We start from the raw sequence: 23,930 nt of genomic DNA on the forward strand, positions 1-23,930 counted from the left end.
GGAGGGGCCCCGGGTGTTCCCGGGGCCCTCCCCCGTGCTCCACGGCGCCCCCGCATACCGCGCGGTATGATCTCTTCCGTCATGGAGATCAATGCTACGTACAACAGTTTCGTCGCCCTGGGCGACAGTTTCACCGAGGGCATGTCGGACCTGAGGCCCGACGGTTCCTACCGGGGCTGGGCCGATGTCCTCGCCTACCGGCTGGCCGCCCGCACCCCCGACTTCCGTTACGCCAACCTCGCCGTGCGCGGCAAGCTCATCGGCCAGATCGTCGAGGAGCAGGTCGAGACCGCGGCCGCGATGAAGGCGGACGTGGTGACCCTCGTCGGCGGACTCAACGACACCCTGCGGCCCAAGGTCGACATGGGCCGGGTGCGCGGACTGCTCACCGAGGCCGTCGAGCGGCTCGCGCCCTCCTGCGGCCGGCTGGTCCTGATGCGCAGCCCCGGCCGCAACGGCCCCGTCATGCAGCGCTTCCGCCCCCGGATGGAGGAGCTCTTCACGCACATCGACGAGCTCGCCGCCCGGCACGACGCCGTGGTCGTCGACCTGTACGGCGCCCCCTCGCTCGGCGACCCCCGGCTCTGGGACGTGGACCGGCTCCACCTGACCGCCGACGGGCACCGGCGGGTCGCCGAGGCCGTCTGGCAGGCGCTCGGCCTGGCCGCCGAGGAGGACTGGCGGACCCCGCTGCCCCCGTCCGCGCCGCCCGGCTGGGCGAGCCGCCGGGCCGCCGACGCCCGCTTCGCCAGGGAGCACCTGGGCCCGTGGATCGGCCGGCGCCTCACCGGCCGCTCGTCGGGCGACGGCCGCGCCCCGAAGCGCCCCGAGCTGCTGCCGTACGAGCCGTCCGCGGGGCGCTAGGGCCTGTCCGGTGCGGGGTCCGCCGCCCGGTCCCGCGTGAGCTGCGTCTCGTAGCAAGCTCCACACGGGACCGTGGCGCTGGCCTGCAGAAACCGCCAGTAGAATCTGTCCACGTGACTGCTGTGACTGCGAAGCCCCGCATCCCCAACGTTCTGGCCGGCCGCTACGCCTCCGCGGAGCTCGCCGTCCTCTGGTCCCCCGAGCAGAAGGTGAAGCTGGAGCGTCAGCTGTGGCTCGCCGTGCTGCGTGCGCAGAAGGACCTCGGGATCGAGGTTCCGGAGGGCGCCCTCGCCGACTACGAGCGCGTCCTCGACCAGGTCGACCTCGGCTCCATCGCCGAGCGCGAGAAGGTCACCCGGCACGACGTGAAGGCCCGGATCGAGGAGTTCAACGCCCTCGCCGGCCACGAGCACGTCCACAAGGGCATGACCTCGCGCGACCTCACCGAGAACGTCGAGCAGCTGCAGATCCGGCTCTCCCTGGAGCTGATGCGGGACCGTACGGTCGCCGTCCTCGGCCGTCTCGGCAAGCTCTCCGCCGAGTACGCCGAGCTGGTCATGGCCGGCCGCTCGCACAACGTGGCCGCCCAGGCGACCACCCTCGGCAAGCGCTTCGCGACCGCCGCGGACGAGCTGCTCGTGGCGTACGCCCGCCTGGAGGAGCTCCTCGGCCGCTACCCGCTGCGCGGCATCAAGGGCCCGGTCGGCACCGCGCAGGACATGCTGGACCTGCTCGGCGGCGACGCCGGCAAGCTCGCCGACCTGGAGCGGCGGATCGCCGGTCACCTCGGCTTCGCACACGCCTTCACCTCGGTCGGCCAGGTCTACCCGCGCTCCCTCGACTACGACGTGGTCACCTCGCTGGTGCAGCTGGCCGCCGCCCCGTCGTCGATCGCCAAGACGATCCGCCTGATGGCGGGCCACGAGCTGGTCACCGAGGGCTTCAAGCCGGGCCAGGTCGGCTCCTCGGCGATGCCGCACAAGATGAACACCCGCTCCTGCGAGCGCGTCAACGGCCTCATGGTCATCCTGCGCGGCTACGCCTCGATGACCGGCGAGCTGGCCGGCGACCAGTGGAACGAGGGCGACGTGTCCTGCTCCGTGGTCCGCCGGGTCGCGCTGCCCGACGCGTTCTTCGCGCTCGACGGTCTCCTGGAGACCTTCCTCACCGTGCTCGACGAGTTCGGCGCCTTCCCGGCCGTCGTCGCCCGCGAGCTCGACCGCTACCTGCCCTTCCTGGCGACCACCAAGGTCCTCATGGGCGCCGTGCGCGCCGGGGTGGGCCGCGAGGTCGCCCACGAGGCGATCAAGGAGAACGCCGTCGCCTCCGCCCTCGCCATGCGCGAGCGGGGCGCCGAGCGCAACGAGCTGCTCGACAAGCTGGCCGCCGACGAGCGCATCCCGCTGGACCGGGCGCAGCTCGACGAGCTGATGGCGGACAAGCTGTCCTTCACCGGCGCCGCCGCCGACCAGGTCGCGTCCGTGGTCTCCCGCATCGAGGAGATCCTCAAGCAGCACCCGGAGGCCGCCGCCTACGCCCCCGGCGCGATCCTCTGACCGGGACCCCCCGGTTCACCCAGCAGGAGCTGGAGGCCGCCCGCGACCGCGTCGTTCCCGACGTGGTGGCGGGCGGCCTTTCCGTACTGTTCTGCGGGATCAACCCGGGTCTGATGACGGCGGCTTCGGGCTACCACTTCGCCCGGCCGGGGAACCGGTTCTGGCCGGTGCTGCACCTGTCGGGGTTCACGCCGAGGCAGCTGCGGCCGGACGAGCAGGAGGAACTCCCGGCGTACGGGCTCGGCATCACCAACGTGGTGGAGCGGGCGACCGCGCGGGCCGACGAGCTGAGCCGTGAGGAGTACCGGGCGGGCGGACGTCGGCTCGCGGAGCGGGTGGAGCGGCTCGCGCCGCGCTGGCTCGCGATCGCCGGGGTGACGGCGTACCGCGCGGCCTTCGACGAGCCGAAGGCGGCCGTCGGACCGCAGGAGCGCACGATCGGGTCCACCCGGATCTGGGCGCTGCCCAGTCCGAGCGGTCTCAACGCGCGCTGGACGGCGGCGGCGATGGCCGAGGAGTTCGCCCGGCTCAGGGAGGCGGCGGGGGTTCCCGACGCGCGGGCGTGACCTCGGGGCCCTCCGGCCGGGGCGGGTCGACGGTGGTGGCCAGGGCGAGGAGCTGGAAGGGCAGCTCCTTGTCCCACTGGGAGACGCCGAGCCCGATCCAGCGGCCGTCGGCCCGCCAGAGGTACACGTCCGGGGTGTGGCAGGCGAGCGTGGACCAGGGCTCCGGTATCGACTCCCCCGACATGCTCCGCTCCAGGACGGGCAGGAGGCTCAGCTCCCGGTGCGGGCCCCAGCGCGCGGTGAGGAGGACGGCGAGCCCCTCCCGTTCCGCTTCGTACTGGTCCTCGACGAGCGCCCGGCGCGTCCCGTCGTCCTCCCAGAACTCCTCGCTGGTGTCGAGCTCCGCCAGGTGGAACTCCGAGCCGCCGTCGAAACCGCGGGTGCGGAGCAGGTCGATCGTCGCCAGCCGGTGTGCCGTGGTCATGAGCCCAGTAAACCGCCCGCCACCGACAGTTGGCGGTCCGTCAGGCGGCGCGCGGGGGGTCGGAGCCCGCGCCGGCCGGCGGGTGGCCCCGGGATGTCACGCAAGCGTGACAGGGGCGGCACTCGCCGCGACCGGGACCATTGAGTACCATCCGCCGAAGAGGTGCACGAGCTGGGAGGACACACTGTGGGGCGGCTGACCGGCGGGGATCCGTCTCTGCTGCGGCGGATCAACTCCGCGGTGGTACTCCATGCGCTGCGGGGCGCCGACGCGCCCACGCTCACGGATCTGACCCGGATCACGGGCCTCTCGCGGCCCACGGTCGAAGGGGTCGTCGAAGGACTCATGGAGGGCGGTCTCGTCGTCGAGGCGGCGCCCGAGGAGGGCGAGGCCCGACGGCAGGGCCGCCCGGCGCGGAGGTTCCGCTTCCGCGCGGAGGCCGGCCATCTGCTCGGCATCGAGATCGGCCCGCACCGCGTGGCCGCGCTGCTCTCCGGTCTGGACGGACGGATCATCGGCGCCGGATCGCGCGAGGTGTCGGAGTCGGCACCCGAGGACGAGCGCCTCGACCGGGTCCGTACGGTCGTCGCCGACGTGCTGCGCCGGGCCGGGGTCGCCCGGTCCAACCTGCGGGCCGTCGGCGTCGGTACCCCCGGCATCGTGGAGGCGGACGGCACCGTCCGGCTCGGCACGGCCCTGCCCGGCTGGACGGGGCTCGCCCTCGGCGAGCGGCTGCGGCGCTCCTTCCGCTGCCCGGTGATCGTGGAGAACGACGCGAACGCGGCGGCCGTCGCCGAGCACTGGAAGGGCGCGGCGACCGACTCCGACGACATCGTGTTCGTCCTGGCCGGGCTGAGCCCGGGGGCCGGTTCGCTGATCGGCGGCCGGCTGCACCGCGGCTTCGGCGGGGCGGCCGGGGAGATCGGCGCCCTGCACCTGCTGGGCCGGGGGGTCACCCCCGAGCACCTCCTGTCGACCACGGACGAGCCGCTGCACCCGCTGGACGAGCAGGCGGTGGCCGAGGTCTTCGCGCTGGCCCGCAAGGGCGACGCGCGCGCCGAGGCGGCGGTGGAGCGGTTCATCCAGCGGCTCGTGCACGACGTGGCGGCGCTGGTCCTGGCGATCGACCCCGAACTGGTGGTCGTCGGAGGCTGGGCGGCCGGCCTGGACGGCGTCCTCCAGCCGCTCCGTAAGGAGCTGGCCCGGTTCTGCCTGCGGCCGCCCCGGGTGGTGCTGTCCCTGCTCGGCGAGGCCGCGGTGGGCACGGGCGCGCTGCGTCTCGCCCTCGACCATGTCGAGGAGCAGCTCTTCGCGGTCGACGGCACGGTGACGGCCCGCCGCTAGAGGCCCCTTCTGAGGGGGGCCTCGCGACGGGCCGTGCCCGCTGGTCGCGGGGTGGTCTCGCGGTGTTCCGGGGTGCGGGGTGGTCTCGCGGCGTCAGGAGGCCATGACCAGGTCGACCGAGTCGCCGAAGGTGAGGCGGCAGGTGTCGGCGCGGTAGGTGGCCACGGAGACGGCGGCGGTGCGCCCTCCGGAGAGGTAACGGGTCGTCACGACGAGGACGGGCGCGCCCGGGAGCCGGTCGAGTTCCTTGGCGTCGTCCGCGCGGGCGGAGCCGAGCTCCACGGAGCGGTCCTGCCCGTCGAGGGCGAGGTGCTGGAGTTCGCGGAGCACCGCGCGGGCGCGGGCCGGTCCGGCGGGCGCGTCGATGGCGGTGAGGCCGGGGACGGAGCCGTCGGGCACGTACAGCAGCTCGGCGGCGACGGGCTGGCCCTGGCTGACGCGGATGCGGCGGACGATGTGCACCCGCTCCTCCGCGCCGCTCTCCAGGACGCGCGCGACGGCGGCCGGGGCCACGTCGCCCACGGAGTCCAGGCACTGCCAGGCCTCGTCGCCGACGCCCGGCCAGGCGTGCTGCGTGGTGGAGACGTCGACGCCGACGCGCGGCGGGGCGACGGTGGTGCCGACGCCGCGGCGTCGCTGCAGGCGGCCTTCCAGCTCCAGCTGCTCCAGGGCCTGGCGGAGCGTGGCACGGGCGACGCCGAAGCGTGCCGCGAGCTCGCGCTCGTTGGGAAGGATCTCCCCGACCGCGAAGTCCGAGTCGAGTGCTTCACCGATCACTGTCTTGAGGTGCTGGTACTTCGGTTCCGGTACCGATGCCAGCTGCGTGGTCCCCACCCTGATCCTCCGCAATTCGCCGTGTCCCGCGGCGTTTTTCCGCGCCCTTGTTTATTAAAGGTTCCTGCACTAACTCTGCGACCATAAGGCGGGCCGATCCCTTGGTCAAGACCAATCCTCCGTCGAACGCCCCCGAATGTGACCCTCTGACCTAGATCGTTCACAGGACGTTCGCGCCCCCGTGAGCCCCGCGCAGCAAAACACCCCGTCTTCCGGGGTGGGAAGCGGGGTGTTTTCCGGCCGGTCGGCGTGATCACGACGGATGGTGAAGCGTGACGCCGGACGGTGGGGTGGCGGGCTCCGGCCTCAGAGCCCGGCGGAACCGAGGAGACCCTGGAGCTTGTCGGGGTTGCGGATGATGTAGACGCACTGGACGCGCCCGTCGCGCACCTCGAGCTGGACGAGGGAGTCGACCCGGTCGCCGTCGAGGGCGAGCACGGCCGGGGCGCCGTTGATCTCGGCGAAGCGGAGCTCGAAGCGCTCCTCCGCCCTGTAGGAGGTGGCGGCGAGGAAGCGGCCGACCTTGTCGGCGCTCTCGATGATCCGCAGCGGCGTCTTCGCCTTGCCGCCGGCGTCGCCGACGAGGCGTACGTCCGGCGCGAGCAGGGCGAGGAGTCCGCCGAGGTCGCCGCCCGCCGCCGCGGCGAGGAAGCGTTCGGTGAGGTCGCGACGCTCGACGGGGTCGACGTCGTAGCGCGGCTTCCCCTCGTCGACGTGGCGCCGGGCGCGCCCGGCGAGCTGGCGCACGGCCGCCTCCGAGCGGTCGAGGGCGGTGGCGATCTCGCCGTACGGGAAGCCGAAGGCCTCGCGCAGCACGAAGACGGCCCGCTCCAGGGGGGAGAGGGATTCGAGGACGACGAGCACGGCGAGCGAGACGGAGTCGGCGAGCAGGGCGCGCTCGGCGGTGTCGGGCGCGGACGGGCCGAAGTCGGTGACGACGGGCTCGGGCAGCCACGGGCCGACGTAGGACTCGCGGCGCGCCTGCGACTGCCGCAGCCGGTCGATGGCGAGCCGTGTCGTGATCCGTACGAGGAAGGCGCGGGGTTCGCGGACCTCGGCCCGGTCCTCGGCCGTCCAGCGCAGCCAGGCCTCCTGGACGACGTCCTCGGCGTCGGCGGCGCGGCCGAGCATCCGGTAGGCGACGCCCAGGAGCATCGGGCGGTGCTCCTCGAACAGATCGGTCAGCGTGTCGGTCGGAGTATCGGTAGGCACCTGTCCATCCCAGCCCAGCTTCCTCACCCTGTCCAGTTTCGGACGGGGTCTTGAACTCCATGCTACTGATCGGTAATTCTCGCTGACAGGTTGGCTGACAGATTGTCTGACGAGGCTTCAGGACAGGGAGTTCGCATGCCCCAGCGGATCGCGTTCACGATCGAGACCCCGGCGGGACCCCGCACGGCGTCCCTCACGTACGAACGCCGGGGCGCGGGCGAGCCGCTGCTGCTCCTGCACGGCATCGGGCACCACTGGCAGGCCTGGGAGCCCGTCCTCGACATCCTGGCCGCCGAGCGCGACGTGATCGCCGTCGACCTGCCGGGCTTCGGGGCCTCCGACGAGCTGCCCGAGGGCTGCCCCTACGACCTGTCCACCGTCGGCCACGTGCTCGGCGCCTTCACCGGGGCCCTCGGCGTCGAACGGCCGCACGTGGCGGGGAACTCGCTCGGCGGGCTGCTCGCGCTCCAGCTCGGCAAGGAGGGGCTGGTGCGCTCGGTCACCGCCCTCTCCCCCGCCGGCTTCTGGTCCGAGGGCGAGCGGCGGTACGCCTTCGTGACGCTCCGGGCGATGCGGGGCGCGGCCCGGTCGATGCCCCTGCCCGTGATCGAACGCCTCTCGCGCACCCCCGCCGGACGCACCGTCCTCACCGGCAGCATCTACGCCCGCCCGGCCCGCCGTTCACCCGAGGCCGTCTACGCCGAGACGCTCGCGCTGCGCGGGGCCACCGGCTTCCGGGAGACCCTGGACGCCGGCGGGTCGGTGCGCTTCCGCGACGACCTCCCCACGGTCCCCGTCACGGTCGCCTGGGGCAGCCGCGACCGGCTGCTCCTGCCCCGGCAGGGCGTCCGCGCCAAGCACACCCTGCCGGGCGCGCGGCTCGTCCGGCTGCCCGGCTGCGGCCACGTGCCCATGAACGACGATCCGGCTCTCGTCGCGCGCGTCGTCCTGGACGGCAGCCGCTGAGGCCCGCCGGGGGCGCGTGAACAGGCCGGTGCCCACGGCGGCGCCGGCCCCCACGAGCAGGCTGCCGGCGGCCTGCGGCGGCCCGAAGGCGGCGCCCGCGACCAGAGCGGCGCTCAACGCCGCCGCGACCGGGATCGCGCCGGTGAAGAGGGTGGCCCGCTCCATCCCGACCCGCTGGACCCCCATGTAGAACAGGACGAACCCGACCACCGTGGCCAGGGCCGCCTGCCAGGCCAGGGCGCCCGCCTCCACCGCCGTCGGCATCCGGACCAGACCGGCGCCGTCCACGACCAGACCCACGAGCGCCGCCTCGACCGCGCCGACCCCGCACACGGCGGCCGTCAGGAGCTTCGGCCCGAGCATCCGGAGGACGGGGACGGCCAGCACCGTGAAGCCGACCTCGCCCGCGAGCGCGGCGACCGACCAGCCGATCCCGGCGAGGTCCGTCCGCCCCCATCCCTGCACGGTGAAGGCGCCGGCGGCGACGAGCAGCGCCCCGTACAGCACGGCGGGGGCGGGCCTGCGGCCCTCGGCCAGCGGGACGAGGACGGCGACGACGACCGGGGCGCAGCCGACCAGGACGCCCGGGACGGCGGGCTCGGCGGTCCGCTCGGCGGCGAGGACCGCCAGGTTGAAGCCGACCATCCCGACCCCCGCGAGGGCGGCGAGCCGCAGCCAGTGACGGGTGGTCAGCCTCCGCAGCGGGGCGAGCCCGCCGCGGCCGAGCAGGGGGAGGAGGAGCAGGCAGGCGGCCCCGTAGCGCAACGCCTGCCCGCCCGCGTACGGATACGCGCCGAGCAGGCTGTTCGCGGTGAAGGAGGCGCCGACGAGGGCGTAGGCGAGGGTCACGAGGAGGACCCCGCGCAGGGCGTTCGCGTTCATGCCTCCGACGTTAGGAAGGGGCGTGGCCCGGGTGGAGGTCCACTTCCCTCACGGCATCGGGGACCACTTCGGGGCGCCCGGGTCCGGGGTGGTGCGGGCGCGGGCGCGGAAGGTGCGGCGGTAGGTGTCCGGGGGTACGCCGACCGTGCGGTTGAAGTGCCGGCGCAGGGTCGTGGCCGTGCCCATGCCGGTGGCCTCCGCGATGGCCTCCACGCTCTCGTCGGTGGTCTCCAGCAACTCCTGGGCGTGGCGGATGCGTTGGGTCAGGAGCCACTGGAGCGGGGTGGTGCCGGTCACCGAGCGGAAGTGGCGGCCGAGGTTGCGCGAGCTCATCCGCGCCCTGCGGGCCAGGTCCTCGACGGTCAGCGGCCGGTCCAGCCGTGCCACCGCCCAGGGCAGCAGGTCGGCGAGCGGGTGGTCGTCCTTGGCGGGCACCGGGGCGGTGACGAACTGGGCCTGGCCGCCCGCGCGGTGCGGCGGTACGACGAGGCCGCGGGCGACCGTGTTGGCGACGGCCGAGCCGTGGTCGGAGCGGACCAGGTGCAGACAGAGATCCATCGCGGCGGCCTTGCCCGCGGAGGTGAGCACGCTGCCGCTGTCCACGTAGAGCACGTCCGGGTCGACCTCCACCCGGGGGTGGCGGGCGGCCAGCTCCTCGGTGTGGGCCCAGTGCGTGGTCGCCCGCCTGCCGTCGAGGAGCCCCGCCGCGGCCAGGACGAACGCGCCCGTGCAGAGCGAGGCCACCCGCGCGCCCGCCTCGTGGGCCGCGCGCACCGCGTCGACGAGGTCGGCGGGCGGCTCCGGGTCCGAGTCCGCGAGCGCGGGGACGATCACCGTGTCGGCGCGGGCCAGCAGGTCGAGGCCGCCGTCCGGTTCGAGGCGGAAGCGGCCGAGCCGGGCGGTGGCCGGCCCGCAGAGGGAGACCTCGTACCAGGGGCCGGTCACGGCGGCCGGAGCCGGTCCGAACACCTCGTACGCCACGGCCAGTTCGAAGTGCCGCATTCCCTCGGTGACGGCCACCGCGACAGTCTTCACGTCCGTAATTGTACGCATGATGTCGTTCCGGACACTCGTGGGTGAGGTCCCGCGCGACCAGGATGGTCGTCAGGGAACGGGCCGCGGGTGGCGCCGGACCACTCGCGCACGTCGGGAACAGGGAGAAGTCATGGAATCGGGTCTCACGGTCACGGTGTTCGGCGCCTACGGACACACCGGCCGTTTCGTCGTCGCGGAGCTGCTCGACCGGGGGTTCGTGCCGGTCCTCTCCGGCCGCGACGCCGACCGGCTGCGGACCCTCGCCGCCTCCCACGGGGGGCTCGACGTCCGGCCCGCCTCGGTCGACGACCCGGCCTCGCTCGACCGCGCCCTCGCCGGTGCGGCGGCCGTGATCAACTGCGCGGGACCCTTCGCGACGACCGGCGCCCCCGTGATCGAGGCGGCGCTGCGCGCCGGGATCGCGTACGTGGACGTCGCGGCCGAGATCGAGGCCAACGTCGACACGTTCGCGCACTTCGCGGAGCGAGCCCGCGCCGCCGGGACCGTGGTCGTCCCCGCGATGGCCTTCTACGGCGGCCTCGGCGACCTGCTCGCCACCGCCGCGATGGGCGACTGGACGGAGGCCGACGAGGCCCACGTCGCGTACGGGCTGAGCAGCTGGCACCCCACCGCCGGGACCCTCGCCGCCGGCAAGGTCTCCCGGGAGCGGCGCGACGGGCGCCACGTCCGCTTCACCGGCGGCGAGCTGGAGTACCACGACGAGGAGTCCTCCGTGGTCGAGTGGCCCTTCCCCGCTCCGCTGGGCACCCGGCCCGTCATCGGCGAGTTCACGATGGCCGACGTCGTCACCATCCCCAGCCACCTGGCGGTGCCCGAGGTGCGCACCTACATGGCGGTCGGCGCCGCCCAGGACCTGTCGGCGCCCGACGCGTCGGCGCCGGTCCCGGTCGACGAGCGCGGCCGGTCCGCCCAGACCTTCCTCGTGGACGTCGTCGTACGCTCCGGGGGCGTCGAACGACGGGCCGTCGCCACCGGCCGGGACATCTACGCCGTCAGCGCGCCGCTCGCGGTGGAGGCGGTCCACCGGATCCTCGACGGCCGGACCCGGACGACCGGCGTCGCCTCGGCCGGAGCGGTCTTCGACCCGGCCGACTTCCTCCGCGCGCTCTCCGCCCACGTCTCCGTCGACCTGCCCCACCAGCGCGTCGCACGGGACGGGGCCGGACTCGGCATCATGGGTCCGGCGGGGGCGGACCGAGGAGCCCCGGCGGGCGACGGCGGGAGGGGCCACACCGAATGAGGAGCCACGGACAGCCGGCGTGGGAGCTGCTCCTGCCGGCCGCCGGAGCCCCGGCGCGGAGGCGCGGCCTGGCCCTCCAGGAGGCGCTGCGGAAGGCGGTGCGCTCGGGGCGGCTCGCCGCCGGGACCCGTCTGCCGTCGACCCGCGCGCTCGCTGCCGACCTGGGCGTCTCACGGGGCCTGGTCACCGAGGCGTACGAACAGCTCACCGCCGAGGGGTACTTGCGCAGCGACCGGGGGTCCGGCACCTGGGTGGGCGGCGCGGCACGGGGGCGGCACACCGGCTCCACGCGCGCGCGTGGCGTGGTCCAGGGCCCGGTCGGCGGGGAGACGACGGCGTCCGGCCCGGTGTCGGGGGTGTCGGGCCCCCTGCCGGGAGGGTCCGGGGTGCGGGTGGACTTCCGTCCCGGGACACCCGATCTGTCGCTCTTTCCCCGGTCCGCCTGGTCGACGGCGCAGCGTGCCGTGCTGGCCCGGCTGCCCCACCCGGCGCTCGGGTACCCCGACCCGCGCGGGCTGGCCGAACTGCGCGAGGCGCTGGCCGGGATGCTGACCCGGCGGCGGGGTGTCGTGGCCGATCCCGAGCGGCTCGTGGTCTGCTCGGGCGTGGCGCAGGCGTCGACGCTGCTGGGCTTCGTCCTGCGGGCGCGGGGGCTGGACGCGATCGGGGTCGAGGACCCCGGCAGCCCCGAGCACGGGCGGCTGTTCGCGTCGACCGGTCTCGCCACGGTGTGGCTGCCGCTGGACGAGCAGGGGCTGCGGCCGGAGCCGCTCGCCGGCTCCGGGGTCCGGGCGGTGGTCGTGACGCCCTCGCACCAGTTCCCGTCCGGGATCAGCTGGTCGGCGGAGCGCCGTGCGGCGCTCCTCGACTGGGCGCGGGCGGTGGACGGCTACGTCCTGGAGGACGACTACGACGGCGACTTCCGGTACGACCGGGCCCCGGTCGGCGCGCTCCAGGGGCTCGATCCCGAGCGGGTCGTCTACGCGGGCTCCGTCAGCAAGTCGCTGGCGCCCGGGCTGCGGCTCGGCTGGATGCTCGTCCCCGAGGCGCTGCTGGGCGAGGTCGTCGAGCGCAAGCGGACGATGGACCTCGGGAACCCCGTGCTCGACCAGGCGGTGCTCGCGGAGTTCGTGGCGCGGGGCGCGTACGACCGGCAGCTGCGGCGCTGCCAACGCGCCTACCGGGAGCGGCGGGACGCCCTGCTGGCCGCGCTCGCCGAGCATCTGCCGGGCACGCGGGTGAGCGGTATCGCCGCGGGACTGCACGTCATCGCGCGCGTGCCGGGGCGATACGGGCCGCCGGAGCGGTTCCTGGCACGGGCGGCGGAGGCCGGGGTGGCCCTGCGCCCCCTCGCGGAGTACGGCACCGAGCGGCCCGGGGACGGGGACGTGCGGCTTGTCATCGGGTACGCGCACCTGACGCCCTCGGCCGTGGCTGAGGGGGTACGGCTGGTGGCGAAGGCGGTCGGCGGCGGGTGACGGGCGCGGGGTGCGGCTGTTCACGCGGGGTTCGTGTGGTCGCCGTTCCCGGCCGTTAGGCATGGGCGACGTACCGCTCCCGTCCGGACACCGTCTCGGAGGCCACTCCATGTCCCAGCCCGTACCCGGCACTTCCCCCTCCCCCGCCCGGCGCAGCGTGCTGCGCGGTTCGCTCGCCGCCTCGGCGGCTCTCACCCTCGGTGGCGCCGGTCTCGCCGCCCCCGCCTTCGCGCTCTCGGGCCGGCCCCGGGCCGCGTGGGGGGTGCAGACGGGCGACGTCACGTCCTCCTCCGGTCTGGTGTGGGTGCGGTCGGACCGGCCCGCGCGCATGACCGTCGAGACCTCGGCGAGCGAGTCGTTCCGGCGGGTGCGCCGCCACCACGGGCCGCTGGTCGGCGTGGGAACGGACTTCACCGGCACCACCGCGCTGCGCGGTCTGCCCGCGGGCGAGCAGATCCACTACCGGGTCACCCTCGCGGACCCGGACGATCCGCGCCGGACGGGCGAGCCGGTGGTCGGCACCTTCCGTACGGCCCCCGACCGGCGCCGTGACGGGGTCCGCTTCCTCTGGTCGGGGGACATCGCGGGGCAGGGCTGGGGCATCAACCCGGACATCGGCGGCTTCCGCGCCTACGAGGAGATGCGCCGCCTCGATCCGGACTTCTTCCTGTGCAGCGGCGACTCGATCTACGCCGACGGGGTCGTCGAGCCGAGCGTGACGCTGCCCGACGGGCGGATCTGGCGGAACGTCACGACGCCGGAGAAGTCGAAGGTCGCGGAGACGCTGGCCGAGTACCGGGGCAACTTCCGCTACAACCTCCTCGACCACAACGTCCGGGCGTTCCACGCGCAGGTGCCGTCCGTGGTCCAGTGGGACGACCACGAGGTGCGCAACAACTGGTACCCGGGCCAGATCCTGGACGACGCGCGCTACACGGAGAAGGACGTGGACGTGCTCGCCGCCCGCGCCCTGCGCGCCTTCGGGGAGTACACGCCGGTGTCCACCCCGCACGCGCGCGCGGGCGGGCGTGGGCGGATGCACCGCGTGGTGCGGTACGGGCCGCTGCTCGACGTGTTCGTGCTCGACATGCGCTCGTACCGCAACGCCAACTCCCCCGGCCGGCAGGCCGACGACACCACCGGGATCCTCGGCGCCGAGCAGCTCGCCTGGCTCAAGAAGGAGCTGGCCGCCTCCACCGCCGTGTGGAAGGTGCTCGCCGCGGACATGCCGCTCGGTCTGGTCGTCCCGGACGGCGCGGCGAACTTCGAGGCCGTCGCGCAGGGCGACCCCGGCGCCCCGCTGGGGCGTGAACTGCAGATCGCGGAGCTGCTGCGGTTCGTCAAGCACCGGCGGATCACCGGCACGCTGTGGCTGACGGCGGACGTGCACTACACCTCGGCGCAGCACTACGCGCCGGAGCGGGCGGCGTTCAAGGACTTCGCGCCGTTCTGGGAGTTCGTGTCCGGGCCGCTGGCCGCGGGCGGGTTCCCGGCGAACGCGCTCGACGCGACCTTCGGCCCGGAGCGGGTGTTCGTCCGGGCGCCCGAGCGGGCGAACCTGTCGCCGATGGAGAGCCCGCAGTACTTCGGGGAGGTCGACATCGACGGCCACAGCGGGGAACTGACGGTGCGCCTGCGGGCCGAGGGCGGCGCGGTGCTGTTCAGCAAGGTGCTGCGGCCGGGCCGAGTGGGGCAGTAACGCCTGGTCGGACGTGGTGCGGAGGCTTCCGTCCGGAGGATTGTCAGTGGCGGGTCCTACCGTCTTTTCCATGACGCGATCCGTACAGGCACTCGCCTACGTCCGACCTTCCGCGCTGGAGTCCACGGGCTCCGGCCGGCTGCTCGGCCTGGAGACGGCGGGGGGTCTCACGCCCCGGGGGGCCGAGGCCCATCCCCGCTTCTTCTCCGGCTTCCTGGCCTCGCCGCAGGTCGCCGCCCGCGGTCTGCTCGCGGTCGCCGACGTGGCGGCGGCCCGGTACCACCAGCGGATACGGCCGGGGTCGCTGGATCCGGTGGTGACGGGGAACGGGGACCGGCTGCGGTTCGAGTCCTTCTCCGGCTGCGGCGGGGTGTACGCACGCCTCGACGTGCTGGACGAGGGCCTCGGCGGTACGGAGACGGGGCACGGCACCACCAACGTCGACGTGAACAACCCGCTGCGCGAGGCGCTGTCGCGGATGACGGGCGACGATCCGCTGCATCTGCGGGTGGGCCCCGAGGAGATGGCGGTGACCACGCTCGCGGGGGCGGTCGTGGAGAAGAAGGTCCCGCTGCCGGACCGCTGGCTGCGGGGGTTCGCCGAGGCGCAGGTCGCCTCGGCCCGGTTCGATCTGCGGGCCGAGCTGAGCGGGGCGGAGGCCGTCCGGTTCCTGCGGTCCCTGCCGCGGAACCAGGCCCGCGGGCGGGGTCCGCTGTGGATCACGCAGTCCGGGCGGACGCTGCGTCCGACGACCCGGCCGGGCGCCGGTGCGGTCTGCCTGCCGGGGCCGGACCGGCTCGTCGCCCTGGAGCGGGTGCTGCGGCACGCGACGGGCCTCCGGGTGTACGGACCGGTGCCGGACGGCACCCTGCCCACGGCGAGCGCCTGGGAGGTGGTCCTGCCGGGCATGCGGCTGACGCTGACCCTGTCGCCCGACTCCGCCCGGGGCTTCTCCGGCGAGGGCGGGGTCCTGGAGGCCCTGGCGACGGAGGAGGCCTCGCAGGACGCCGAACTGGTCGCGGTCCTGCTGGCCTGGGAGCCGCGGATCGACCTGGCCGATCTCGCGGCACAGGCGGGACTCACGGTCGACCGGGTGCGGGCGGCGCTGACCCGGCTCGGCACGGCGGGCCGGGTGGGGTACGACGTGGCGGACGCGGCCTACTTCCACCGCGAGCTTCCGTACGACGCGGACCGGGCCGAGCGGCACAACCCCCGCCTGGTGAGCGCGCGCCGACTGGTCGCGGAGGACGCGGTGACGCTCGAAGGGCACCTGGCGACGGTGGCCTCGGGCGAGCGCCGCTACCGGGTGAGGGAGTCGGACGGGGTGCTGAGCTGCACCTGCCAGTGGTGGGCGGACTACCGGGGCCGGCGCGGCCCGTGCAAGCACGCCCTCGCGGTACGGATGGTCCGCCGGGGTGCCACGGCCGCCGGGGCGGCGGACCGGGGCCCGGTGGCCGAAGGTGCGGCGGCGGAGGGCACGGCGGGCGCGGCGGCCGCCCGATGACCGACGACGGGGTGGGGACCGGCATGACGACCGAGGTGGGGGACAGCATGACGACCGGGGTGGGGGACAGCATGGGGAACGACACGGTGGAGACGGCCGACGCGGTCGACGGGCCGGTGCGCGCGGGCGGTTCGGGGGACGGCGAGGCGGTCGGGAAGCTGCTGGAGGCGGTGCGCGCCGGGCGCGCCGGGCAGGTGCCCGCGCTCCTCCTCCCCCTGGACGCCGCCGCGCGCAAGGCCGCCCTCGGGAAGCTGAAGGCGCTGCGCTCCGAGGTGCGCGCCTGGGACTGGAAGCGGTGGAACGAGGCGACCCGGGTCCGCCGGGGTCTGTACGTGGCCGGGGCGGGCTGCCAGACCGGCGCGGCCGCGGCGGCGACCTGGCTCGGCGGACGCGACCTGATGGGCTGGCGCCCGGAGGACGGCGTCCTGGTCCTGAAGGTGCTCGGCGACCGGGACGAGGCGTGGGCGGCGGACGTGGCGCAGCGGCTGGCCCAGCGGCCGGCGGTGGCGGAGAACAGCTACCCGCTGATCCACGGCCTCGTGACGCGCTCCGGGTGCGCGGTGCCCGCGACCGACGGCTATGTCCTCGCCTGGACCCGGCAGATCACGGACTCGCGGCTCCTGGAGCGGCTCCGGGAGGACCCGCAGACGCCGGTGCTCGTGCCGCACGCGCTCACGATGGCCGAGACGCCCGACCGGCTGACCTGGTCGGTCGGTCCCGAGGCGCCGACGCACTGGCCGACCGCTCTCGCCGCGCTGGTCGCGGAGGGGGTTCTCGACCGTGCCGGGGTCGTGGACCGGTGCGTCTCCCGGTTGCTGCGCGGCGGGCGTCCCCGGGACCTGCGGTTCCCGATGGAGGTGCTGCGGCTGGTCGAGCCGGACGCGGCCGAGCGCCGGGAGCGGGTCGCGGACTGGATCGGGATGACGGCCGACGCGCCGTCCCCGGTCGCGGGGTACGCGCAGGAGGTCCTGGCGGGCCTCGCCGCCGAGGGGGCGCTGTCGGCCGGCGCGCTCGCCGAGATGACGGGCGGGGTGCTGTTCAGGACCGAGAAGAAGCTGGTGCGGGCCCAGTTGACCCTGGTGGGGAAGGTGCTCGCGCGGGAGCCCGGCGCGGCGGACGAACTGCTGCCCGCCGTGGCCGAGGCCTTCGGGCACGAGGACACCGCGATCCAGGAGCGGGCCCTGAAGCTGGTGGGCCGTCACGCGGCGTCGGTGGACGGGTCCGTGCGCCGTGAGCTGGCGGAGCAGGCCGGGCTGCTGAGTCCGGTGCACCGGTCCGCCGCCGCCGCGCTGTTCGGGGACGACCTGGGCGACGCGTCCGGGGGTCCGTACGAGGAGATCCTGCCGCCGGTGCCGGAGCCGCAGCCGGTCGGGCCGACGGCGACGACGGTCGAGGCGCTCGTCGAGGAGCTGCTGACGCGGGAGCTTCCCGAGGACCCGGTGGCGTTCGAGCGGGCGCTCGACGGTCTCGTGCGGCTCGCACGGCGGGACCGGGCGGCGCTGGAGTCGGCGGTGCGGGAGTCGTTCGGCACGGAGTCGTGGCCGCAGGAGTACTACTTCACCCATTCCACCCACGGGGTGGAGGTGGTGCTGGCCGGGTTGCTGGGTCTGCTGCCGGAGGCGGTGACCAGGGGCCGCCGGGAGCGGACGCTGCCCGAGTCGGCCTGTCACCACGAGGCGCTGACGGCCGTCCTGGAGGCGCGCCTGTGGGAGGCCGCGGCCCTGATCGGCACGGACGAACTGCCGTTCCTGCTCGCCTCGCCGACCGTGCACACCGGCGAGATCGATCCGTCGGTGCTGGTGGAGCGGCTGCGGGCGTACCGGGACGCGCGGGTCGAGCCCGCTCCGGCCGACTTCGCCCAGGCCCTGCTGCGGGTCGGGCGGGCGGGTCCGTCGGCCGGGCCCGCGGCCGACGCCGCGGCGGCGCTGGACACACCGGCGGGGCGGCGGCTCGCCTCGTGGCTCCGGACCACGGGCCCCCTCGGGGCGAAGGTGCGGTTCCTGCGGCGGGGGGCGGACCGGCCCTCTTTGAAGTGGTGGCTGTTCGACCGGATCGTCGTCGAGATCGACGAGTCGCCGGTGGTGCGCGCGGAGTTCCCGCCCGCCTTCCGGTGGGTCGGGGGCGCGCTCGACGCGACGCCCCGCCGCTGCCACCACTGGATCGGCAGCCGTGCGCTGTGGGCCTCGGTGCTGCCGGTCGACCCCGAGTTCCTGGCGGCGTGTGTCCTGCCGTCCCTGGCGTGGGGTGTCGACGGGTCGCAGCGCGGGACGGCCGAACCGTTGATCGCGCTGGCGGAGAGCGAGGGTCCGGTCGGCCGGGCCGTCGCCCTCACCCTGGCGTTCGGCATCGGCGGCCAGGACGCCGACGACCGGCTGCGCGCGGTGGACGCGGTGCTCGTCCTGGCGTCGCGGGGCGCGCTGGACGCACGGGGGCTCGGGACCGAGCTCGCCTGGCTGGTCGCGGAGGGCTCGGTGAAGCCGAACCGGCTGGCGGACGCGCTGCGGACGGCGGCGGCCACCGGTGCGTACGCCACGGTCTGGGCGGTCCTGGAGGCGGCGCTGCCGGGGCTGCTGATGGCGGAGAAGCCGGTCCGGGGTCTCGGGGAGGTGCTCGCGGTGGCGGCGGAGTGCGTGGAGCGGTGCGGGGCCGGCGGTGAGCTGTCCGGGCTCGACGCGGTGGCCTCGGCGCGGGGCTCCTCGCAACTCCTCGTGCAGGCCAGGCGGCTGTCGGGCGCACTCCGCCAGGGGGCCGGTCAGACTCTGACAGAAACGGCCTGAATCGTTCTTTAAGCCGCCAGATCGGCGCTTAACCCGTCAGTCACAAAGCGTTCGTGATCACGCAACACCACTGGGTCACAGTGAGGTCATGACCGATGTGACGTCCTCGAAGAGCACCCGCCGCCCGCACCACTGGCGGCACGACCTGATCGAACTCGCCGCCCTGTTCACCGCCGTGGTGGTGGCCGACACGATCGCCAAGACCATCGCCAAGGGGCCCGACGGCGCCTACCTGCTGGTGTTCTCGGCGATCGCGCTGGTCGCCACCGCCGCCTTCCACACCTGGTGGGCACGGAGGCACAGTCATGCGAGCCATGCCCCGCCCGCCGGTCGCACCGGCGGGCACTCCCCCGTGACCCCCGCGTCCGACGCCACCCCCGTGGCACCCGACGAGCGGGAGCCCGGGGCGCCCGTCGAGACCACGCTGTGGCGGATGCGGACCACCGTCGCGGACACGCCGGGCAGCCTCGCCGCGCTGTGCACGGTCCTCGCCCGCCTGGGCGTGGACATCCTCACCCTGCAGACGCACCCGCTGGCCGACGGCACCGTGGACGAGTTCCTGCTGCGCGCCCCCGCCGACCTCTCCGCCCAGGCCCTCGCCCGTGAGACGGCGGCGGCCGGCGGCCGCGACACCTGGACCGAGCGGGCCGACGCCCACGACCTGGTCGACACCCCCACCCGGGTCCTCGGCCTGGCCACCCGTACCGCCCTCGACGCGGCCGAACTGCCGCTCGCGCTGCGCCAGCTCCTCGGCCGCTGCACCCTGCACTCCGTGCCCGCCGTCTCCCTCACCGGCCGCCCCACCGGCGAACCCGCCCCGGTCGAGGGCGTCCTGGAGGAGACCGTGATGCGGCTGCGCGACCCCAACGGCGGCACCCTCATCGTGGAGCGGCCCTACCTGCCCTTCACCCCGACCGAGTTCGCCCGCGCCCGCGCCCTCGTCGAGCTCGACGCGCGACTCGGCCACCGCGTCCCGCGCAGCCAGGACGTGCTGACCCTGCCCGAGGGCAACGAGATCACCGTCCGCCGCGCCGACCAGCGCGACCTGTCCGCCGCGCGCGCCATGCACGACCGCTGCTCGGCCCGCACCCTCGGACTGCGCTACCACGGACCGGTCGGCGACGCCGACCGCTACCTCGACCACCTGCTCAGCCCCCGCTTCGGGCGCACCCTCGCCGTGCAGACGACCTCCGGCCGTCTCGTCGCCCTCGGACACCTGCTGTGGGACGGCGACGAGACGGAGGTGGCGCTGATGGTGGAGGACGACTGGCAGCGGCGCGGTATCGGTTCCGAGCTCCTCGGCCGGCTGGTGGCGATGGCGGAGGAGGCCGGCTGCGCGAGCGTGTACGCCGTGACGCAGTCGTCCAACACCGGGATGGTGGCCGCGATGCGGGCGCTCAACCTGCCGCTCGACTACCAGATCGAGGAGGGCACCCTGGTGATCACCGCTCGGCTGGCCTCGGCACCCCGACCGGGCGCCCACTCGCAGCAGGAGCAGCGACCCGGAGGGGCGCGGCGGGCGGAGCGCTGAGCGCCTGGGTCAGGTCCCGCCACAGGTCCTCGACGTCCTCCAGGCCGACCGACATCCGCAGCAGGCGGTCACTGACGCCCGCCGAACGCCGGTCGCCCTCGGCCACGATGCGGTGGCTGATGGAGGCCGGGTGCTGGATGAGGGTGTCGACGCTGCCGAGGCTGACGGCGGGGGTGATCAGCCGGACGCCCGCGATGACGTCGTGCGGGTCGCCGTACACCTCGAAGGCGATCATCGCGCCGCCGATCCGCGGGTAGTGGACCCGGGCGATCCGCGGGTCGGTGGCGAGCCGCCGTACGAGCTCCGCCGCCGTGCCGGACGCCGCCCGCACCCGTACCGGAAGGGTCGCGAGACCGCGCAGCAGCAGGTAGCCGGCGAGCGGGTGGAGCACCCCGCCGGTGGCGAAGCGCACCTGGCGGAGGGTACGGGCGAACTCCTCGTCGCAGGCGACGATCCCGCCCATGACGTCGCCGTGCCCGCCGAGGTACTTGGTGGCGCTGTGCAGCACCATGCGGGCGCCCTGTTCGACGGGCCGCTGGAGCACCGGGGTGGCGAAGGTGTTGTCGACCAGGAGCGGCACGGAGCCGCAGGAGTGCGCGAGGGCGCGGATGTCAGCCTCGGCGAGGGTCGGGTTGGCCGGGGACTCCACCATGACGAGGCCGGTGTCGGGCCGGATCGCGTCCGCTATCCCCGCCGGGTCGGTCCAGGTCACCTCGGTGCCGAGCAGTCCGGCGTCGAGGAGGTGGTCGCTGCAGCCGTACAGCGGGCGGACCGCGACCACGTGGCGCAGGCCCTGGCTCGCCCGGGCGAGCAGGACGGCGGTGAGCGCCGCCATGCCGCTGGCGAACGCGACGGCGGACTCGGTGCCCTCCAGGCGGGCGAGGGCCTCCTCGAAGCGGGCGACGGTCGGGTTGTCGAGCCGGGCGTAGACGGGCGGTCCGTCGAGCCGGGCGCCGGTGGTGGCGAACTCGTCGATGCGGGCGGCCTCCGCCCGGGCGTCGTACGAGGGGTAGGTGGTGGACAGGTCGATGGGCGGGGCGTGCAGCCCGAGCGGGGCGAGGTCTTCGCGTCCGGCGTGCACGGCTTCGGTGGCGAGGGCCCTCGGGGTGGCCGAGGGGCCGTAGTCCATGGCGTCCATGGCGGCACTGTGAACGAATACCGGAAAGTAGCGGGAAACAGCCGTGCTACGTTCGGCCAATGGCCGATTCTGTCGTACTGGACACGGTCGATCTGCACATTCTTCGCCTCCTGCAGAACGACGCCCGGACCACCTACCGTGAACTCGCCGCCGAGGTCGGGGTGGCACCCTCCACCTGCCTGGACCGAGTGGCGCGGCTCCGCCGCACAGGCGTGATCCTCGGACACCAGCTACGACTGGATCCGGCCAAACTCGGCCGTGGGCTCGAAGCGCTCCTTCTCGTCCAGGTCCGCCCGCACCGGCGCGAACTGATCGGCCCGTTCGTCGACCGGATCCGGGCCCTCCCGGAGTCCCGGGCGCTCTTCCATCTGACGGGACCCGACGACTACCTGGTGCACGTGGCCGTCGCGGACCCCGCCGACCTGCAACGACTCGTCCTCGACGAGTTCACCTCGCGGCGCGAGGTGGCCCGCGTCGAGACGCGGCTCATCTTCCAGGAGTGGGAGTGCGGCCCTCTTCTCCCGCCTTCCCCGGGCCCTTCCTTGTCAGCCGACTGAGGCCGGACGAGGGTGACGGGGACCTGTCGAAGGCGTCAGGATGGCCCCCATGCCAGAGACTTCCAGCAGCCCGCTGCCCCGCCAGGTCGCCGACGACCACGTCGACGCACTCATCGCCCTCGACCCGATCATCGGTACGTACCTGGGAGTCAAGGAGAGCGCCGGACTGCTGCCCGACTTCTCGCCCGCCGGCCAGCGGGCCGTGGCCGACCTCGCCCGCCGCACGCTCGCCCGGCTCGACGGGGCGGAGCGTGCCCCGGGCGCGGACAGCGAGGCCGAGCAGCGGTGCGCCAGGCTGCTGCGGGAGCGCCTGACGGCGGAACTCGCCGTGCACGAGGCCGAGGAGGGCCTCTGTACGGTCAGCAACATGCGTTCGCCCGCGCACAGCGTCCGCATCGTCTTCACCGTGACCCCGACGGAGACGGAGGAGGACTGGGCGGCGGTCGCCTCCCGGCTGCGCGCGGTCCCGGCCGCCCTGGAGGGTTACCGTTCCTCGCTCGCGCTGGGGCTGGAGCGGGGGCTCCTCGGGGGCCCGCGCCCCACGGCCACCTTCGTCGACCAGCTCACCGAGTGGGCCGGCGCGGAGGGCGGAAGGCCGGGCTGGTTCGAGGAGTTCGCCGCCGCCGGCCCGGACACCCTGCCCGAGGACCTGCGCGCCGAGCTCGCGAAGGCGGGCCGGGGGGCCACGGAGGCCGTCGCCGCGCTGCGGGACTGGATGCGGGACGTGTACGCCCCGGCCGTCGCGGGCGCCCCGGACACGGTGGGCCGCGAGCGCTACCAGCGCTGGACCCGCTTCTTCAACGGCACCGACCTGGACCTCGACCAGGCCTACGCGTACGGCTGGACCGAGTACCACCGGCTGCTCGGCGAGATGCGGAGCGAGGCCGAGCGGATCCTGCCGGGCGCCGGCCCCTGGGAGGCGCTGGCCCACCTCGACGAGCACGGCGCGCACATCGAAGGGGTGGAGGAGGTCCAGGGCTGGCTGCAGCGGCTCATGGACGAGGCCATCGAGGCGCTCGACGGCACCCACTTCGAACTGGCCGACCGGGTGCGCCGGGTGGAGTCCCGCATCGCCCCGCCGGGCGGCGCCGCCGCGCCGTACTACACCGGCCCGTCGGAGGACTTCTCGCGCCCCGGCCGCACCTGGCTGCCGGTGGACGGCACGACCCGCTTCCCGGTGTACGACCTGGTGTCCACCTGGTACCACGAGGGCGTTCCCGGCCATCACCTCCAGATCGCGCAGTGGGTGCACGTCGCCGACCGGCTCTCCCGCTACCAGGCGACCATCGGCAAGGTCAGCGCCAACATGGAGGGCTGGGCGCTCTACGCCGAGCGTCTGATGGACGAACTCGGCTTCCTGCCCGACGCGGAGCGGCGGCTCGGCTACCTCGACGGCCAGATGATGCGCGCGTGCCGGGTGATCGTGGACATCGGCATGCACCTGGGCCTGGAGATCCCGGCGGACTCGCCGTTCCACCCGGGCGAGCGGTGGACGCCGGAGCTGGCCCAGGAGTTCTTCCAGCGGCACAGCAGCCGTCCGCCGTCGTTCGTGGAGAGCGAGATGACCCGCTACCTGTCGGTGCCGGGACAGGCGATCGGCTACAAGCTCGGCGAGCGCGCCTGGCTGCTCGGCCGGGCCAACGCGCGGGCGGCGCACGGCGAGGCGTTCGACGCCAAGGCCTGGCACATGGCGGCCCTCTCGCAGGGCCCGCTGGGCCTCGACGACCTGGTCGACGAGCTGTCGCGGCTCTAGGAGCGTTCGCGGCGCCCGACCCCGTTCGGTGGGTGGGATTCCCCGGTCGATCGCTTGATCGACCGGGGAATCCCCTGCTATCTCTCGGTCATGACCACCGACTACACCCCCGACGCCACCGACTGGCGCATCCTCGAAGCCCTCCAGGCCGAGGGCCGCGCGAGCTTCGCCGACCTCGCCCGCACCGTGTCGATGTCGCCGTCCGCGGTGACCGAGCGGGTGCGGCGTCTGGAGGAGGCCGGGGTGATCAGCGGGTACACGGCCATCGTCGACCAGGACCGGCTCGGGCTGCCCATCCTCGCGTTCGTACGGCTCCGCTACCCCCACGGCAACTACAAGCCGTTCCACGACCTGCTCGGCGCGACTCCGGAGATCCTGGAGGCCCACCACGTCACCGGCGACGACTGCTTCGTCCTGAAGGTCGCCGCCCGCTCGATGCGGCACCTGGAGGAGATCACCGGGAAGATCGCCACGCTCGGCGCGGTGACCACCAGCGTGGTGTACTCCTCGCCGCTCCCCCGGCGTTCGCTCAGCCGCTGAGCGCCCTCG

The 23,930-nt window shown here is 74.5% G+C and carries 19 protein-coding genes and 1 pseudogene; 14 read left to right on the forward strand and 6 right to left on the reverse strand.

Annotation, left to right across the window (positions count from 1 at the left end):
* Positions 1-81: 81 nt before the first annotated feature.
* The 3 genes from ABT129_RS07870 (at position 82) to mug (ending at position 2,986) form a co-directional block, all read left to right on the forward strand.
* A complete protein-coding gene (locus tag ABT129_RS07870; protein ID WP_351897936.1) occupies positions 82-864 on the forward strand; it encodes an SGNH/GDSL hydrolase family protein in 783 nt (260 codons plus the stop codon).
* A 113-nt stretch (positions 865-977) separates the two neighbouring features.
* Positions 978-2,420, forward strand: coding sequence for an adenylosuccinate lyase (gene purB, locus ABT129_RS07875; RefSeq protein WP_351897938.1), 1,443 nt, complete (start codon positions 978-980; stop codon positions 2,418-2,420).
* Between the two features lie 62 nt (positions 2,421-2,482).
* Entirely contained in the window at positions 2,483-2,986 is a 504-nt protein-coding gene (mug, locus tag ABT129_RS07880; RefSeq protein WP_351897940.1) for a G/U mismatch-specific DNA glycosylase, read from the forward strand.
* Here the strand turns inward: mug and ABT129_RS07885 are convergent.
* Positions 2,949-3,410 (reverse strand): hypothetical protein, encoded by a 462-nt coding sequence (locus tag ABT129_RS07885; RefSeq protein ID WP_351897943.1) that lies wholly within the window; start codon positions 3,408-3,410, stop codon positions 2,949-2,951. The two genes, mug and ABT129_RS07885, sit on opposite strands and share 38 nt — an antisense overlap.
* 186 nt (positions 3,411-3,596) lie before the next feature.
* Here ABT129_RS07885 and ABT129_RS07890 point away from each other — a divergent pair, with 186 nt between their 5' ends.
* Entirely contained in the window at positions 3,597-4,754 is a 1,158-nt protein-coding gene (locus tag ABT129_RS07890; RefSeq protein ID WP_351897945.1) for an ROK family transcriptional regulator, read from the forward strand.
* A gap of 93 nt (positions 4,755-4,847) precedes the next feature.
* Here the strand turns inward: ABT129_RS07890 and ABT129_RS07895 are convergent, their stop codons facing one another.
* On the reverse strand, positions 4,848-5,588 hold the full coding sequence (locus tag ABT129_RS07895; RefSeq protein ID WP_351897947.1) for a GntR family transcriptional regulator: 741 nt from the start codon (positions 5,586-5,588) through the stop codon (positions 4,848-4,850).
* 306 nt (positions 5,589-5,894) lie between these two features.
* The gene (locus tag ABT129_RS07900; RefSeq protein WP_351897950.1) at positions 5,895-6,800 is read right to left on the reverse strand and encodes an RNA polymerase sigma-70 factor; all 906 of its coding nucleotides are present in this window, start codon (positions 6,798-6,800) and stop codon (positions 5,895-5,897) included.
* Positions 6,801-6,935: 135 nt separating this feature from the next.
* Between ABT129_RS07900 and ABT129_RS07905 the strand changes: the two genes are divergently transcribed.
* Entirely contained in the window at positions 6,936-7,766 is an 831-nt protein-coding gene (locus ABT129_RS07905; protein WP_351897952.1) for an alpha/beta fold hydrolase, read from the forward strand.
* 525 nt (positions 7,767-8,291) lie between these two features.
* On the opposite strand, the pseudogene ABT129_RS38035 reads toward ABT129_RS07905, so the two are convergent.
* Both ABT129_RS38035 and ABT129_RS07915 read right to left on the reverse strand, forming a co-directional pair.
* Positions 8,292-8,648: pseudogene (locus tag ABT129_RS38035) on the reverse strand (EamA family transporter); the annotation flags it as partial.
* Positions 8,649-8,696: 48 nt separating this feature from the next.
* Positions 8,697-9,701 (reverse strand): helix-turn-helix domain-containing protein, encoded by a 1,005-nt coding sequence (locus tag ABT129_RS07915; RefSeq protein ID WP_502981682.1) that lies wholly within the window; start codon positions 9,699-9,701, stop codon positions 8,697-8,699.
* A 112-nt stretch (positions 9,702-9,813) separates the two neighbouring features.
* Between ABT129_RS07915 and ABT129_RS07920 the strand changes: the two genes are divergently transcribed.
* The 6 genes from ABT129_RS07920 to ABT129_RS07945 all read left to right on the forward strand — a co-directional run bounded on the left by ABT129_RS07920 (position 9,814) and on the right by ABT129_RS07945 (position 19,933).
* Entirely contained in the window at positions 9,814-10,944 is a 1,131-nt protein-coding gene (locus tag ABT129_RS07920) for a saccharopine dehydrogenase family protein (protein ID WP_351897957.1), read from the forward strand.
* Positions 10,941-12,422, forward strand: coding sequence for a MocR-like pyridoxine biosynthesis transcription factor PdxR (gene pdxR, locus ABT129_RS07925; protein ID WP_351897959.1), 1,482 nt, complete (start codon positions 10,941-10,943; stop codon positions 12,420-12,422). The genes ABT129_RS07920 and pdxR overlap by 4 nt, the downstream gene beginning before the upstream one ends.
* A gap of 109 nt (positions 12,423-12,531) precedes the next feature.
* Positions 12,532-14,121 (forward strand): alkaline phosphatase D family protein, encoded by a 1,590-nt coding sequence (locus tag ABT129_RS07930; RefSeq protein ID WP_351897961.1) that lies wholly within the window; start codon positions 12,532-12,534, stop codon positions 14,119-14,121.
* A 70-nt stretch (positions 14,122-14,191) separates the two neighbouring features.
* Positions 14,192-15,625, forward strand: coding sequence for an SWIM zinc finger family protein (locus ABT129_RS07935; protein ID WP_351897963.1), 1,434 nt, complete (start codon positions 14,192-14,194; stop codon positions 15,623-15,625).
* A gap of 23 nt (positions 15,626-15,648) precedes the next feature.
* Positions 15,649-18,402, forward strand: coding sequence for a DUF7824 domain-containing protein (locus ABT129_RS07940; RefSeq protein WP_351897965.1), 2,754 nt, complete (start codon positions 15,649-15,651; stop codon positions 18,400-18,402).
* An 88-nt stretch (positions 18,403-18,490) separates the two neighbouring features.
* Positions 18,491-19,933: a GNAT family N-acetyltransferase gene (locus tag ABT129_RS07945; protein WP_351897967.1), complete on the forward strand. Its 1,443-nt coding sequence runs from the start codon at positions 18,491-18,493 to the stop codon at positions 19,931-19,933.
* On the opposite strand, the gene ABT129_RS07950 is transcribed toward ABT129_RS07945, so the two are convergent.
* Complete coding sequence (locus tag ABT129_RS07950; protein WP_351897969.1) at positions 19,845-21,071, reverse strand: trans-sulfuration enzyme family protein; 1,227 nt, start codon at positions 21,069-21,071, stop codon at positions 19,845-19,847. The genes ABT129_RS07945 and ABT129_RS07950 overlap by 89 nt on opposite strands.
* A gap of 59 nt (positions 21,072-21,130) precedes the next feature.
* On the opposite strand from ABT129_RS07950, the gene ABT129_RS07955 reads away from it, so the two are divergent.
* The 3 genes from ABT129_RS07955 to ABT129_RS07965 all read left to right on the forward strand — a co-directional run bounded on the left by ABT129_RS07955 (position 21,131) and on the right by ABT129_RS07965 (position 23,921).
* Positions 21,131-21,628: an Lrp/AsnC family transcriptional regulator gene (locus tag ABT129_RS07955; RefSeq protein ID WP_351897971.1), complete on the forward strand. Its 498-nt coding sequence runs from the start codon at positions 21,131-21,133 to the stop codon at positions 21,626-21,628.
* Positions 21,629-21,677: 49 nt separating this feature from the next.
* A complete protein-coding gene (locus ABT129_RS07960; protein ID WP_351897973.1) occupies positions 21,678-23,381 on the forward strand; it encodes a DUF885 domain-containing protein in 1,704 nt (567 codons plus the stop codon).
* 90 nt (positions 23,382-23,471) lie between these two features.
* On the forward strand, positions 23,472-23,921 hold the full coding sequence (locus ABT129_RS07965) for an Lrp/AsnC family transcriptional regulator (protein ID WP_351897975.1): 450 nt from the start codon (positions 23,472-23,474) through the stop codon (positions 23,919-23,921).
* Positions 23,922-23,930: the final 9 nt, after the last annotated feature.

The organism is Streptomyces sp. NPDC002057 (assembly GCF_040296665.1).
In the GTDB taxonomy this organism is placed as follows: Bacteria; Actinomycetota; Actinomycetes; order Streptomycetales; family Streptomycetaceae; genus Streptomyces.